Origin of the sequence: Pseudomonas sp. Z8(2022), assembly GCF_025837155.1 — a bacterium.
Lineage (GTDB): Bacteria > Pseudomonadota > Gammaproteobacteria > Pseudomonadales > Pseudomonadaceae > Aquipseudomonas.
Genome location: NZ_CP107549.1, coordinates 329,313 through 343,712 on the forward strand (window position 1 = coordinate 329,313; position 14,400 = coordinate 343,712).

The following is a 14,400-nucleotide window of genomic DNA, read 5'->3' on the forward strand; positions in this document are numbered from 1 at the left end:
GATGCATCAATCTAAGCATAGCGGCCCGGGCTCTGCCGCCGACCCCTTCGCAAGGCGGGCAGATGTCGGGCAAACCGTGAGAACTCGAGCATGTTCAAGCGCCTGACTGCTACGGTTTTGCTTGCCATTCTGTCGGGCGATGCCATGGCCGATGGGCTGCTTGAGGGGTTGCATCGCGCGGCACCGCAGCTGCAGAGGCAGGCACTGCAAGAGGCTCTGCAGGCGCTGCGCTGTGCCGAGCGTGGCTGGAGTGGTGTGGCCAGGCGTCTGGCTATCATCGATTATTCGCGCTCGTCGCTGGAGCGGCGCCTGTGGGTCTTCGACCTGACGCACAGGCGAGTGCTGCAACGCGAGTTCGTGGCCCATGGCCGGCAGTCCGGCGAACTGTTTGCCGAGCGTTTCTCCAATCTGCCCGGCAGCCATCAGTCCAGTCTCGGTCTGTTCCGGGGTGCCGAACGCTACATCGGCCGGCATGGCCAATCATTGCGCCTCGATGGTCTGGAGCCTGGTGTCAATGATGAGGCGCGGGGCAGGGCGCTGGTGGTCCATGGGGCTGATTACGTGTCGCCGCAATGGGCGCAACGATACGAACGCATGGGGCGTAGTCTGGGCTGTCCGGCCGTGCAGCAGGAGGTGATCCGGCTGCTGGTGGATCAGCTCGAGGAGGGGCAGTACCTGTTCGCCTGGCATCCGCAGATGAAAGAGGGGCGCTATCGCGACTGTGCGGTGGTCAGCGCTGTTCGCTCTGCGGAGTGACGCGCAGCACTTCCTCGATGGTAGTCAGCCCGGCCGCGACTTTCTGCGCACCGGACAGGCGCAGGCTACGCATGCCGTCCTTGAAGGCAGCGCGGCGCAGGGCCGTGAGATCGGTATCGGCATTGATCAGCGGCTTGATCGCGTCGTTGATCAGCATGATCTCGTAAACTCCGGCACGGCCGCGGTAGCCGGTTTCGCGGCATTCCAGGCAGCCGACGGCATGGTGTGCCTGAGTCGGCAGGGGAGAGCTCCAGGGGCGGGTCAGGCCGTTCCAGGTGTCTTCGTCCAGTTGAACCGGCGCCTTGCAGTGCGGGCACAGGGTACGCACCAGACGCTGCGCCATGACGCCGAGGATGGTGGCTTTGAGCAGGTAATGCGGTACGCCCAGTTCGAGCAGGCGGGTGATGGCGCTGGGGGCGTCGTTGGTGTGCAGGGTGGAAAGCACCAGGTGACCGGTGAGCGCCGCCTGGATGGCCATCTCGGCGGTTTCCAGATCGCGGATCTCGCCGATCATGATGATGTCCGGGTCCTGTCGCATCAGCGCACGCACGCCACTGGCGAAGTTCAGGTCGATGTTGTGCTGCACCTGCATCTGGTTGAAGGCGCCCTCGATCATCTCGATGGGGTCTTCGATGGTGCAGACGTTCACCTCAGGCGTGGCCAGTTGCTTGAGCGTGGTGTACAGCGTGGTGGTCTTGCCCGAGCCGGTGGGGCCGGTAACCAGGATGATGCCGTTGGGCTGGCAGGTCATGCTCTCCCAGCGGCGCAGATCATCGGGGGAAAACCCGAGCTGATCCGGACTCTTGAGCAGCACCTCCGGGTCGAAGATACGCATCACCATCTTCTCGCCGAAGGCGGTCGGTAGCGTGGACAGGCGCAATTCCACCTCGCCGCCGTCCGGGGTCTTGGTCTTGACCCGGCCGTCCTGCGGCTTGCGCTTCTCGGCGATGTTCATCCGCCCGAGGTTCTTCAGGCGGCTGACCACCGCCATGGTGACCTGCGCCGGGAACTGGTAGACGTTGTGCAGCACGCCGTCGATGCGAAAGCGTACGGTGCCCTGCTCGCGGCGCGGCTCGATATGGATATCGCTGGCGCGCTGCTGGAAGGCGTACTGAAACAGCCAGTCGACGATGTTGACGATGTGTGCGTCGTTGGCGTCCGGCTCCTGATCCTGGGCGCCGAGGCTGAGCAATTGCTCGAAGTTGCCGACGCCGCTGGCCTTCTGATCCGTGGCGTTGGCACCGCTGACCGAACGTGCCAGGCGATAGAACTCGGTGGTGAAGCGCTGGATATCGCTGGGGTTGGCCACCACGCGCTTGATCGGACGCTTGAGTACATGGACCAGGTTGGCTTCCCAGCTGTGTACCAGCGGCTGGCTGCTGGCGATGGTGACACTCTCGCTGTCCACCGCCACGGCGAGAATCTTGTGGCGCTGGGCGAAGGCGTAGGACATCAGCGGCGTAATGGCCGGTACGTCGATCTTCAGCGGGTCGATGCGCAGGTAAGGCTGACCGGCGAAATTGGCCAGCCACTGGGTAAGGGTTTCCAGATCGAGCTTCTTGCCCGGCCGCGACAGGTCATCTACCTGCTGCGCGGCAAGAAACTCCAGCGGGTGCTGGGTGTTGTTCAGCGAACTGCGGCGGATCGCCAGGCACTGCTCGGCCACGTCCTGCCCGACCCGGCCCTGGGCTACCAGCTCGCGCAGCAGGTCGCCAAGATCCAGTACACGGTCAGGGGCGGTAGCGGTGAAGGCGGACATGCGGGTTCCTCGGGTCGGCTCGAACAAGGGTAGCAGGTCGTTTTTCAACCACCTCCTAGCCGGCCTAGGATGCCCGAAAAGCGCCGCGAGGGCGAAGCGCTGACGTGACCGAATGCCCGCTTCAGGCCACCTCTGTCACCAGGCTGTGATCCAGATGCTGCCAGGTCACCTCCCAGACGCACACCAGGCCGCGCAGTTTCTGCGCCAGCACACCGGCCCGATGCAGCGAGATGCCGGGCAGGCGCAGGTGGATGTGCAGGTCGTCCCGCTGGCGCTCCATGTGCAGGGCTTCGGGTAACAACTGCAGCTGGGCGAACAGACCCAGCAGGCGGCACATCACGTCTGCTTCGGCATCGGTACGCAGCCGGTATTCGACACAGGCATCGGGGCGATCCTGCCAGGGATCGCGACGGTTGTGGACGGACGAAAACAGGGTGGTATCAGGCATGGCGGCAGCTCGGGCAGGTTTTACCTAAGTTTCCACCTTGTTCGTCCAAAAGTTCTGCCTTGTTTTCTGTGTTATTCCAGGTTTCATGGATAGACTTGCCTAAATAATTTCTTATTGGGGAATTTTTATGCCCGTTGCACTGGATGCATACGATCAGCGCATTCTCGCCCTGCTGCAGGACGACGCCGGCCTCTCCACCGCCGAGATCGCCGAGCGCGTCGGGCTCTCGCAATCGCCCTGCTGGCGTCGTATTCAGCGGCTCAAGGAGGAGGGGGTGATTCGCAAGCAGGTCACTCTGCTCGATCGCAAGCGCATCGGTCTGCACACCCAGGTATTCGCCCAGGTCAAGCTCAATGCCCACGGTCGCTCCAACCTGACCGAGTTCGCCGAAGCCATGCGCGAGTTCCCCGAGGTGCTGGAGTGCCATGTGCTGATGGGAGCGGTGGACTTCATGCTGCGCATCGTCACCCGTGATATCGAGGCCTATGAGCGTTTCTTCTTCGAGAAGCTGTCGCTGGTTCCGGGCATCCAGGAGGTGAACTCCATCGTCGCCCTGTCGGAGATCAAGTCCACCACCAGTTTGCCGCTTGTCTAGGGTTTCACCACCTCAGGGTTGGGCTGCTCCATGGAGCGCTTGCCCGGCGGGGTGAGCCCCATGGACACGTAGATGCTGGTCAGTTGTTCCACGCCCATGTCGGCGGGGCGTATCCATTCCTCCGGCACATAAAGCAGACCACCGCCTACGGGAATCGGCGCAGTGGGAATGAGAATGGCGCAGTAGGCACGGCCTTCCAGTTCCACGGTTTCCGAACTCGGGCGCAGTGCGAGTACGGCGGCGCCGTCACCGCCGAAGAAACACCAGACCGGCGCCATGGTGGTGATGTCCGGATTCTTGCTCTTGTCCAGCAGCCCCACGAAACGGTCGGCCAGGTTGTAGAAATTGCCTATCAGCGGGGTGCGTCGCAGGGTGCGATCGAGCAGCCAGGACAGCGGACGGCGCAGGCCCAGCTGCACGGCCAGGCCCAGCGGATAGAGGCTGGCGAGCAACACCAGGCTGCCCAGCAGATAGGCCATGTAGCCATTGCTGGAAAAGGGCTGGCCGAGCGCCGCGAACAACTGGCCGATCAGGGTCGAGGGCCCTACCAGGCGATTGAGCAGGCTGAAGATCCAGGCGAGCAGTGCCAGGGTCAGCACCAGTGGGAGTAGTGCCAGCAGACCGGTCAGCCAGGTCGTGACGATGGATTGAAGGCTGCGTCTGATCATGCCTCGGTTTCCTTGATGAAGATGCCTGCGACTTTACGTCAGGATGTGCGGCGCCGGGCAGTCATGTTCCTGACAGGCAAAAAAAGCCCGGCGCAAGGGCCGGGCTGAGTGGGTACACGAGGTACCGAAGTAGCAGCGTTCGTTTGAGCGGTTACATGCCGAGCATATTCGGCAGGGCCAGGGATACCGCCGGCACATAGGTGATGATCACCAAGAAACCGAGCAACAGCATCAGCCAGGGCATGGCCGCGCGGATCACCGCGGTCAGCGGCATGCCGGTCACCGCCGAGGTGACGAACAGGTTCAGCCCCACTGGAGGGGTGATCAGGCCGATCTCCATGTTCACCACCATGATGATGCCTAGGTGGATCGGGTCGATGCCCAGCTGCATGGCGATCGGGAACAGGATCGGCGCCAGGATCAGGATGATCGCCGACGGCTCCATGAAGGCACCGGCCACCAGCAGCACGATGTTCACCACCAGCAGGAACTGCCAGGGCTGCAGGCCCAGATCCACCACCCAGGCGGTGATGGTCTGCGGGATCTGCTCGGTGGTCAGCACGTGGGCGAAGAGCATGGCGTTGGCGATGATGAACATCAGCATGATGGTCAGCTTGCCGGACTCCAGCAGCACTTTCGGGCACTCGCGGATCTTCAGGTCCTTGTACACGAACAGGGCGACGAAGCCGGCGTAGACCGCCGCCACGGCCGCAGCCTCGGTCGGGGTGAACATGCCGGTGTAGATGCCGCCGAGGATGATCACCATCAGCAGCAGGCCCCAGAACGCCTCACGGGCGGCGCGCAGCCACTCGCGGAAGCTGGCGCGTGGCAGGGCGGGCAGCTTCTTGACGCGTGCGACGATGTAGATCGCGATCATCAGCACCAGACCGAGCATGATGCCGGGGATCACACCGGCCATGAACAGCTTGCCCACCGATTGCTCGGTGGCGGCGGCGTACACCACCATCACGATCGACGGCGGAATCAGGATGCCCAGGGTGCCGGCGTTACAGACGATGCCGGCGCCGAAAGCCTGCGGATAACCGGAACGCACCATACCGGCGATGGCGATCGAGCCCACAGCCGCCACGGTGGCCGGCGAGGAACCGGACAGCGCGGCGAACAGCATGCACGCCAGCACCGCGCCGATGGCCAGGCCGCCACGGATGTGGCCGACGCAGGCGTTGGCGAAGTCGATCAGACGCTTGGCCACGCCACCGGTGGTCATGAAGGCGCCGGAGAGCAGGAAGAACGGGATCGCCAGCAGGGTGTAGTGCTCGCTGGTCTCGAACAGCTTGATCGCCAGCGAACGCACCGAGTCGGGGCTGAACAGCATGATGGTGATCGAGCCGGCCAGGCCGAGCGAGGCGGCGATCGGCACGCCGATGAACATCAGCAGAAACAGCAGCAGGAAGAGGAACAGAACGGTCATTATTTGGCCTCCTCGTGCTCATTGATCTTCAGCGCATCGGCGGCTTCGTCAGCCAGGCCGAGGCCGGTCTGCTCGTTGCGCAGGATACGCACGAGGATTTCCAGGAAACGGATGAACACCATGGCGTAGCCGAACGGCACGATCAGGCCGATATGCCACTGCTGGATGCCGTAGTGACCGAGGTCCTCGGCGCCGATGCCGGCCTTGAACAGGGTGCTGACCCAGTCGAAGCTGCCGACGGCGATCAGGCCGGCGTAGCCCAGGCAGGCCAGGCAGGCGATCACCCCGATGACACGCTGGATATGGCGCGGGGCGAGCTTGACCAGGGCGTCGACGCCGATGTGGCCGGCGGTACGCACGCCATAGGCCAGGCCGAAGAAGATCAGCCAGCCGAACAGGGCCTTGGTCAGGGCATTGCTCCAGGTCATCGCCTGGGCAAGGTCGAGAATGAAGTCGCCGATAGCGAGCAAAGCCTCGTTACCGCCGAAGAAGTCACCCAGCCAATAGAACAGGGTGTAGAAGTTGTTGAGGATCACATAGACGAAAGTGATCAGCGTCATGGCCGCCAGGAGGAAAGCGATGAAGCCTTCCTCGAAGTGCTCCCAGACGCGCCGCAAGGCGTTCATGGTCGGTTCTCCCGAATGGAAAGGGCGTAGGATGGGACGGCAGCCGGCCCACCGGTTACAACATTGAACGACGCCCATCGCGGACGTCGTGGTGGGTCAGAGTAGCTGCGCTCTGCCCACCCTACGGCTCTCCGGCCTTATTGCTGGTTGGCGGCTTGGGCGGCCTTGATCAGGTCGGCACCGATTTCGCCTTCGAACTTCTTCCATACCGGCTGCATGGCTTCGCGCCACTGGCCGCGCTGCTCTGGAGTCAGAGTCAGGATCTCGGTGGTACCTGCTTCGAGGATGCGCTGCTTGTCGCCTTCGTTGAGGGCGTCAGCCTGCTTGTTCACCTCGACGGTGACCTCGGCGATGATCTTGTTCAGCTCGTCGCGTACGTCAGCCGGCAGACCGTCCCAGAACTTGGTGTTGGTGATCAGCATGTAGTCCAGCAGGCCGTGGTTGGACTCGGTGATGTACTTCTGCACTTCGTGCATCTTCTGGCTGTAGATGTTCGAGTACGGGTTCTCGGCACCGTTGACCACGCCAGTCTGCAGGCCCTGGTAAACCTCGGCGAAGCTCATCTTGCGCGGGTTGGCACGCACGGCCTTGAACTGCTCTTCCAGTACGGCGGAAGCCTGTACGCGGAACTTCAGGCCACGGGCATCTTTCGGCTCGCGCAGCGCCTTGTTGGCCGACAGCTGCTTCAGACCGTTGTGCCAGTAGGCCAGGCCGGTGATGCCCTTGTCGGTCATGGAGGTCAGCAGCTTCTGACCGGATTCGCTCTTCTGGAAGCGGTCAACCGCGGCCATGTCGTCGAACAGGAACGGCAGGTCGAAGATCTGCAGTTGCTTGGTGTAGTGCTCGAACTTGGCCAGGGACGGGGCGATGATCTGGACGTCGCCGAGCAGCAGCGCTTCCATTTCCTTGCCGTCGCCGAACAGCGAGGAGTTCGGGTAGACCTCGACCTTGACCTTGTCGCCCAGGCGCTCTTCGGCCAGCTGCTTGAACAGAACGGCACCCTGACCTTTCGGGGTGTGCTCGGCAACCACGTGGGAGAACTTGATGACAATCGGGTCGGCAGCGTGAACCACGCCAGCGATGGACAGGGACAGGGCGCAAGCCAGCGCCTTGGCAGTAAGTTTGAACATGTGAATGCTTCCTCTTGTTGTGTGTATCGCAGTGCGCCGACGCGCTGCTGACGAACGGACAAGAGCAAGTCTAGGCGGCTTGGAGAAAAACGCCGGGGCATCAGCGAGGCCTGGACTTGTACTTGTGGGTTCGCTTGAGGCTAGCTTAGAGCAACCCTTGTGCCAGTCTGCCGTTGGTGAGTGCCGGGCATCGATGAAAAGCCCGTGGCTGTAAGCTCTGGTGGATTTGTGCCGGATGCCGGGAGGGCGCTCTGGCCTTCCGTCGGCAGGTTCCTAGCGATGCTGTTGGCGGTTTGCCGCCAGTCAGTCGAAGTCCTCTGGCGAGCTTCCGCCAGATCCGGTGAAATTCAGCCCATGCTTGCGCAGTTTGTCGTGCAAGGTCTTGCGCGGTACACCCAGTGCCTCGGCCAGGCTGCGCAACGAACCATGCGGGCGACTCAGTTCGGCGGCGATCAGCGCGCGCTCGAAGGCTTCCACCTGCTCGCTGAGCCCGCCGTTGACCGGTGGCAGATTCGGCGCGTTGCTGTCCAGCGCGAGCTCCAGGCCAAGGGCGAAACGCTCGGCGGCGTTCTGCAGTTCGCGCACGTTGCCCGGCCATGGATGACGCAGCAGCAGCGCACGTTGTCCTGGCTGCAGTTCGCGTGGGGCCAGGGAATGGCGGGCCGCCGCCTCTTCGGCGAAATGCTGGAACAGCAGCAGGGCATCCTCGCCGCGCTCGCGCAACGGCGGAATGGCCAACGGCGCGACGTTGAGACGGTAGTAGAGGTCAGGACGGAAACGCCCGGCATCGGCAGCCTGGCGCAGGTCTTCCTTGGTGGCGGCGATCACGCGGATATCCAGCGGGATCAACTGGTTGCCACCGAGACGCTCGACCACGCGCTCCTGCAGCAGACGCAACAACTTGACCTGAACATCCAGGCTCATGCTCTCGATCTCGTCGAGGAACAGGGTGCCGCCGTTGGCGAATTCGAACTTGCCGATGCGTCGCTTCTGCGCGCCGGTGAAGGCGCCGGCCTCGTGGCCGAACAACTCGCTTTCCACCACTGACTCGGCCAGGGCACCGGCATTGATGGCGACGAAGGGGCCTTCACGACGGCTGGACAGGTCGTGCAGGGCGCGGGCAACCACTTCCTTGCCGGCACCGGTCTCGCCGAGAATCAGGACGTCGGTGGTGATGCCGGCAAGCGCGCCGATCTGTTCGCGCAGGCGCTGCATGGCGGGCGACTGACCAACCAGGCGGCCGGACAGCTGCTGGCGGTCATTGAGCGCCATGCGCAGGCTGCGGTTATCCAGCACCAGACGGCGCAGCTCCAGGGCGCGCCGCACGCTGTCGAGCAGTTCGTCGTTGGCGAAGGGTTTTTCCAGAAAGTCGTAGGCACCGGCGCGCATTGCCTGAACGGCCAGCGGCACGTCGCCGTGGCCGGTAATCAGCAGCACCGGCAGCTCGGCATCGCGTTCACGCAACTGCTGCAGCAGTTGCAGGCCATCGATGCCGGGCATGCGGATGTCGCTGACCACCACACCCGGCCAGCCCGCCGGAATGCGTGCGGCAAGGCCCTGCGCATCACCCAGGCTGAGGACCTTGAGCCCGGCGAGATCGAGCGTCTGACTGAGCGCTTGGCGCAGATGGGCGTCGTCGTCGATCAGCAGTACCTGAATGCGGCTGTCGATGGCGCTGTCGCTGGTCATGGCGAAGGGTCCTCAGAAGGTTGTAGGTTGACGCCGGGGCTGGCCAGGCGCTGGCGCAGGGTGATCAGCGCGCCGCCGGTCGGATGATTGGCCAGCAGCAGTTCGCCGTCCAGTGCCCGCACCAGACTATCGCAGATGGCCAGGCCGAGCCCCAGGCCCTGGGCGCTGGTCTTGGTGGTAAAGAAAGGCTCGCGGGCGCGGGCGAGGGATTCGGCCGAGAAACCGGGGCCGTTGTCGCGCAGCAGCAGATCCAGGTGTTCGGCCTGATGCTCGATGCTGATCCAGATGCGTCGTGGCGGCGCCTTGTCGACCAGGGCGTCGAGTGCGTTGCCAAGCAGGTTGCCGAGTATCTGGCGCAGGCGCGTTTCGCCGGCCTGAACCCAGAGCGTGGCGTCCGGCAGATCGCGGATCAGTTCCACATCCATGGCCCGGCGGCGTTTGGCGAGCAGGGCGAGGGCATCGTCCAGCGCCGGTTGCAGGGCTACCCGTTCTGGGGCGTGGCGGTCACGGCGGGCGAAGGCACGCAGATGCGCGATGATCGAGGCCATACGCTCGGTCAGTTCGCTGATCAGTCTGAGGTTGGCGCGGGCATCATCGCTGCGCTGGTGGTCGAGCAGGGTACTGGCATTCTCGGCATAGCTGCGGATCGCCCCCAGCGGCTGGTTGAGCTCGTGGCTGATACTGGCGCTCATGGTGCCGAGCGCGGACAGTTTGCCGGCCTGGACCAGTTCATCCTGGGCGCGCACCAGTTCCTGCTGGGCCTGCTCGCGTTCCAGTACCTCCTGCTTGAGGCGGCTGTTGAGCAGCTCCAGGTCCTGCGTGCGCTCGGTCACGCGCTGCTCCAGTTCGGCCTTGGCGCGGGTATCCAGGGCGATGCGCTCGAGATAATGACGGCGGCGCAGGATCAGCAGACCGAGCAGCATCAGCAGTGCCAGGAGGGCCGCGGCGCCTACGGCCACGGCGCTGCGCACCAGGCGGTCGAGCAATATGCGTGGGGCGAGGATGCTTACCGTCCAGCCGGTTTCTTCCAGGGCACGATTCTGTGTCAGCCAGGCGTTGGGGTCGAGATCAAGTGCCGGTGGCGCCTGGGTCGGGTAGGGCTGGTTGGCGGCTATTGCCGATTGCTCGGCGCGGCTGAGTGGGCGGCTGGCGTGGAAGCGCCAGTCCGGGCGCGAGGTGAGAATCACCACGCCATAGGCGTCGGTGACCAGCAGCTGTTCCGGGGTGTTGCCCCACAGCGTTTCGGTGTGGTCGAGGTCGACCTTGACCACCAGCGCGCCGATGTTGTGGTCGTTCTCGCGCACCGGGTAGGCGAAGTAGTAGCCGCGCTTGCCGGAGGTGGTGCCGAGGCCGAAGAAGCGTCCCAGGCGGCCGGCCATTGCTTCGCGATAGTACGGGCGAAAGGCGAAGTTGCCGGCGACGAAACTGTCGGGCTTGTCCCAGTTGGAGGCGGCCAGCGTGATGCCGCGCGGGTTCATCAGATAGATCACATCGGCGCCGGTCTGATTCTTCACCCGGGCCAGCAGGCGGTTGGCGTTGTCCAGCACGGCCGGATCATCAGGCGCCTTGAGGGCTGCGCGCAGGCCGGGCAGGTCGCCGAGAATCTGCGGCAGCACTTCGTAGCGGCTCAGCGTACCGAGCAGGTTGGCGACGTAGAGATCCAGCGTTTGCCGGTTCTGTTCGATCAGTACTTCGCGGTAGTAGCGTTCGGCCAGAAAGTGCACCGGCCACAGCAGCGGTGCGAGCAGCAGCGCCAGCAGTACAAGGCTGCGCCAGCGCAGGCGACGGGGAGTGGCAGTGTTCGTGCTCATGGCAAACCGTGCAGAAATGATCGGCGCATTATGCACGTTAAGCGTGCGGCCGGTGACGTGCGCCGGCCGCTGGCTAGGAAAAGCCGGGCGTCAGCTCATGCGCTGCAGGCAGGCGCCCAGTGCCGCGCGCCAGTCGGGCAGGCGAATCTGCCATTCCTCTGCCAGGCGTGCGCCGTCCAGGCGGGAATTGAGCGGGCGCTGCGCTGGAGTTGGATATTCGCTGCTGGGAATGGGCCGCAGCCGGGCGCAGGGTTTGCCGGCGGCGCGCAGGTGCTCGGCGATGGCACTGGCGAAGCCGAACCAGCTGGTTTCGCCCTGACAGGTCAGGTGGTAGGTGCCCCAGCGCTGGCGCCCCTGCTGCCACTTGTCGATCAGCTCGGCGGTGGCGCTGGCGATGCTTCCGGCCCAGGTCGGGGCGCCAATCTGGTCGTCGACCACGCTGAGCTCCTCGCGCTCCTGCAGCAGGCGCTGCATGGTCAGCAGGAAGTTGCGTCCGTGCTGCGAGTAGACCCAGCTGGTGCGCAGGATCAGGTGGTCGCAGCCGCTGATGCGCAGCGCCTGTTCGCCGGCCGCCTTGCTGGCCCCGTAGACGCTCAGCGGATGTGGCGTATCGGCCTCGCGGTAGGGCGTGGCCTTGCTGCCGTCGAAGACGTAGTCGGTGGAGTAATGGATCAGCGGGATGTCCAGTTCGAAGCAGGCATCGGCCATGACGCCCGGCGCCTCGGCATTGACGGTGAAGGCGAGTTCGCGCTCCTGTTCGGCCTGATCGACGGCGGTATAGGCGGCGGCATTGATCACCAGCGCCGGTCGTTCGCGCAGGATGGTTTCGCGCAGGGTTTCCGGGCGCGACAGGTCAAATGCTTCGCGGCCGCGACTGAGCAATTCATGTTTGCCCAGGGCTAGTTGCAGTTCGCGGGCAACCTGTCCGGTGTGGCCGCTGATCAGGATCTTCATGCAAACGTCTCTGCGTCGGTCAGGCTCAGGCCCTGTTGGTCCTTGGCCGAGAGCTGCGGTCTGAGACCGTCGAGCGGCCAGTCGATGGCCAGTTGCGGGTCATCCCAGCGGATGCAGCGTTCGTGAGCCGGGGCGTAGTAGTCGGTGGTCTTGTAGAGGAATTCGGCGTACTCGCTGAGTACCAGAAAACCGTGTGCGAAGCCTTCCGGCACCCATAGCTGGCGCTTGTTTTCGGCAGACAGATGCACGCCCACCCATTTGCCGTAGTTCGGTGAGCTGCGACGTACGTCCACAGCAACGTCATAGACCTCGCCAGCGCTAACGCGTACGAGCTTGCCCTGAGCCTGCTGCAATTGATAGTGCAGGCCGCGCAGCACGCCACGTGCGGAACGCGAGTGGTTGTCCTGGACGAACTCGCGGGTCAGTCCGGTGGCTTCGGCGAAGCGACGTGCGTTGAAGCTTTCGTAGAAGAAACCGCGCTCGTCGCCGAACACCTGGGGTTCGAGAATCAGCACTTCCGGCAGTGCGGTGGCAGTCACCTTCATGGTCGTTCCTCGGCGAGCTTGTGCAAATATTGACCGTAGCCGGTCTTGCCCAGTGCCTTGGCGCTCGCGAGCAGCTGGTCGCGGTCGATCCAGCCCTGCTGATAGGCGATCTCTTCCAGGCAGGCGACCTTCAGGCCCTGGCGCTTCTCTACCGTCTGCACGTACTGCGAGGCGTCGATGAGGCTGTCGTGAGTACCGGTGTCGAGCCAGGCAAAACCGCGACCGAAGCGTTCCACGCGCAGATCACCGCGGGCCAGATAGGCGTTGTTCACGTCGGTGATCTCCAGTTCGCCACGCGGCGAGGGCTTCACTGCCTTGGCGATCTTCACCACATCGTTGTCGTAGAAATACAGGCCGGTCACGGCAAAGCTGGACTTCGGTTTTGCCGGCTTTTCCTCGATCGACAGGGCATTGCCCGCTGCGTCGAATTCGACCACGCCAAAGCGCTCCGGATCGCTGACCCAGTAGCCAAAGACCGTAGCCCCGCTGTCGTGGCTGGCCGCACGCAGCAACATTTCGCTGAAATGTTGGCCATGGAAGATGTTGTCGCCAAGGATCAGGCATACCGAATCATCACCGATGAAGGATTCACCGATCAGGAACGCCTGGGCCAGGCCGTCCGGCGAGGGTTGCTCGGCATATTGCAGCGCGATGCCGAACTGGCTGCCGTCGCCGAGCATCTTCTGGAAGTTGGGCAGGTCTTCGGGGGTGGAGATGATCAGGATCTCGCGAATGCCGGCAAGCATCAGCACCGACAGCGGATAGTAGATCATGGGCTTGTCGTAGATCGGCAGCAGCTGCTTGGACACGCCCAGGGTGATGGGGTGCAGGCGTGTGCCGGAGCCGCCGGCGAGGATGATGCCCTTCATTGTTCCTGCTCCTTAGAGTGCGCCGAGCCGCTGGCCCTGATAGCTGCCATCCTGCACGCGGCGGCACCACTCGAGATTGTCCAGATACCACTGCACCGTCTTGCGCAGGCCTGTTTCGAAGGTCTCCTGCGGCACCCAGCCCAGTTCGCGCTCGATCTTGCTGGCGTCGATGGCATAGCGCAAGTCGTGACCCGGGCGGTCCTGCACATAGGTGATCAGGTCCTCATAGCGATTGATACCGGTTGGCTTCTGCGGAGCCAGCTCCTCCAGCAGCTCGCAGATGCTGCGCACCACATCGAGGTTCTTCTGCTCGTTGTGGCCGCCGATGTTGTAGGTCTCGCCGACCTTGCCTTCGCTGACCACCTTGAGCAGTGCGCGTGCATGATCTTCCACGTACAACCAGTCGCGCACCTGCTGGCCATTGCCGTAGACCGGCAGCGGCTTGCCTGCCAGGGCATTGAGGATCATCAGCGGGATCAGCTTCTCGGGGAAATGATAGGGGCCGTAGTTGTTCGAGCAGTTGGTGATCAGCACCGGCAGACCATAGGTGCGTTGCCAGGCGCGAACCAGGTGGTCGGACGCAGCCTTGCTTGCCGAATAGGGCGAGCTGGGGGCGTAGGGGGTGGCTTCGGTGAACAGGTCATCGACGCCATGCAGGTCGCCGTATACCTCGTCAGTGGAAATATGATGGAAGCGGAAGGCTGCCTTGCGCTCGGCACTCAGGCCGAGCCAGTAGGCGCGCGTATTTTCCAGCAGGCTGTAGGTGCCGACGATATTGGTCTGGATGAATGCTGCCGGGCCATCGATCGAGCGGTCGACATGCGACTCGGCGGCCAGGTGCATGATGGCGTCTGGCTGGAACTCGCTCAGCGTCGCGGCGACGCACTGGGCATCGGCAATATCGGCCTGAACGAAGCGATACCGTGGGTTTGCGTCGATCTCGGTCAGAGATTCCAGATTGCCGGCATAGGTCAGCTTGTCGAGGTTGAGCACCTCATGCTCGGTGTTCTTAATCAGATGGCGGATCAGCGCCGATCCGATGAAGCCGGCTCCGCCGGTAATAAGAATGCGCATCTGCTCATCGCCTCGCTACTTGGCCTTTTGCCATACCCACAAGC

At 63.6% G+C, this 14,400-nt stretch carries 14 protein-coding genes; 2 read left to right on the forward strand and 12 right to left on the reverse strand.

Going from position 1 to position 14,400, the window contains the following annotated elements; genetic code table 11:
- The first annotated feature begins 90 nt into the window (after positions 1-90).
- On the forward strand, positions 91-756 hold the full coding sequence (locus tag OEG79_RS01495) for a murein L,D-transpeptidase catalytic domain family protein (protein ID WP_264147125.1): 666 nt from the start codon (positions 91-93) through the stop codon (positions 754-756).
- On the opposite strand, the gene OEG79_RS01500 is transcribed toward OEG79_RS01495, so the two are convergent.
- Both OEG79_RS01500 and OEG79_RS01505 read right to left on the reverse strand, forming a co-directional pair.
- On the reverse strand, positions 731-2,515 hold the full coding sequence (locus OEG79_RS01500) for a GspE/PulE family protein (protein WP_264147126.1): 1,785 nt from the start codon (positions 2,513-2,515) through the stop codon (positions 731-733). The genes OEG79_RS01495 and OEG79_RS01500 overlap by 26 nt on opposite strands.
- Before the next feature lie 121 nt (positions 2,516-2,636).
- Complete coding sequence (locus OEG79_RS01505) at positions 2,637-2,963, reverse strand: hypothetical protein (protein WP_264147127.1); 327 nt, start codon at positions 2,961-2,963, stop codon at positions 2,637-2,639.
- Between the two features lie 127 nt (positions 2,964-3,090).
- Between OEG79_RS01505 and OEG79_RS01510 the strand changes: the two genes are divergently transcribed.
- Positions 3,091-3,558 carry an Lrp/AsnC family transcriptional regulator gene (locus OEG79_RS01510; protein WP_264147128.1) on the forward strand — a complete coding sequence of 156 codons (468 nt, stop codon included), beginning with the start codon at positions 3,091-3,093 and terminating at the stop codon, positions 3,556-3,558.
- On the opposite strand, the gene OEG79_RS01515 is transcribed toward OEG79_RS01510, so the two are convergent.
- The 10 genes from OEG79_RS01515 to rfbB form a co-directional block, all read right to left on the reverse strand.
- Complete coding sequence (locus tag OEG79_RS01515; protein ID WP_264147129.1) at positions 3,555-4,226, reverse strand: DUF502 domain-containing protein; 672 nt, start codon at positions 4,224-4,226, stop codon at positions 3,555-3,557. The two genes, OEG79_RS01510 and OEG79_RS01515, sit on opposite strands and share 4 nt — an antisense overlap.
- A gap of 151 nt (positions 4,227-4,377) precedes the next feature.
- Positions 4,378-5,658: a C4-dicarboxylate TRAP transporter large permease protein DctM gene (dctM, locus tag OEG79_RS01520; RefSeq protein ID WP_264147130.1), complete on the reverse strand. Its 1,281-nt coding sequence runs from the start codon at positions 5,656-5,658 to the stop codon at positions 4,378-4,380.
- A complete protein-coding gene (locus OEG79_RS01525) occupies positions 5,658-6,284 on the reverse strand; it encodes a TRAP transporter small permease (RefSeq protein ID WP_264147131.1) in 627 nt (208 codons plus the stop codon). The genes dctM and OEG79_RS01525 overlap by 1 nt, the downstream gene beginning before the upstream one ends.
- Before the next feature lie 137 nt (positions 6,285-6,421).
- On the reverse strand, positions 6,422-7,414 hold the full coding sequence (dctP, locus tag OEG79_RS01530; RefSeq protein ID WP_264147132.1) for a C4-dicarboxylate TRAP substrate-binding protein DctP: 993 nt from the start codon (positions 7,412-7,414) through the stop codon (positions 6,422-6,424).
- Positions 7,415-7,717: 303 nt separating this feature from the next.
- A complete protein-coding gene (locus OEG79_RS01535) occupies positions 7,718-9,103 on the reverse strand; it encodes a sigma-54-dependent transcriptional regulator (RefSeq protein WP_264147133.1) in 1,386 nt (461 codons plus the stop codon).
- Positions 9,100-10,914 carry a sensor histidine kinase gene (locus OEG79_RS01540; RefSeq protein ID WP_264147134.1) on the reverse strand — a complete coding sequence of 605 codons (1,815 nt, stop codon included), beginning with the start codon at positions 10,912-10,914 and terminating at the stop codon, positions 9,100-9,102. The genes OEG79_RS01535 and OEG79_RS01540 overlap by 4 nt, the downstream gene beginning before the upstream one ends.
- A 90-nt stretch (positions 10,915-11,004) precedes the next feature.
- Entirely contained in the window at positions 11,005-11,868 is an 864-nt protein-coding gene (rfbD, locus tag OEG79_RS01545; RefSeq protein WP_264147135.1) for a dTDP-4-dehydrorhamnose reductase, read from the reverse strand.
- Complete coding sequence (rfbC, locus tag OEG79_RS01550) at positions 11,865-12,413, reverse strand: dTDP-4-dehydrorhamnose 3,5-epimerase (protein WP_264147136.1); 549 nt, start codon at positions 12,411-12,413, stop codon at positions 11,865-11,867. Before rfbC ends, rfbD begins: the two co-directional genes overlap by 4 nt.
- The gene (rfbA, locus tag OEG79_RS01555; RefSeq protein ID WP_264147137.1) at positions 12,410-13,282 is read right to left on the reverse strand and encodes a glucose-1-phosphate thymidylyltransferase RfbA; all 873 of its coding nucleotides are present in this window, start codon (positions 13,280-13,282) and stop codon (positions 12,410-12,412) included. The genes rfbC and rfbA overlap by 4 nt, the downstream gene beginning before the upstream one ends.
- A 12-nt stretch (positions 13,283-13,294) precedes the next feature.
- Positions 13,295-14,356 (reverse strand): dTDP-glucose 4,6-dehydratase, encoded by a 1,062-nt coding sequence (gene rfbB, locus OEG79_RS01560; RefSeq protein ID WP_264147138.1) that lies wholly within the window; start codon positions 14,354-14,356, stop codon positions 13,295-13,297.
- Between the last annotated feature and the right edge of the window lie 44 nt (positions 14,357-14,400).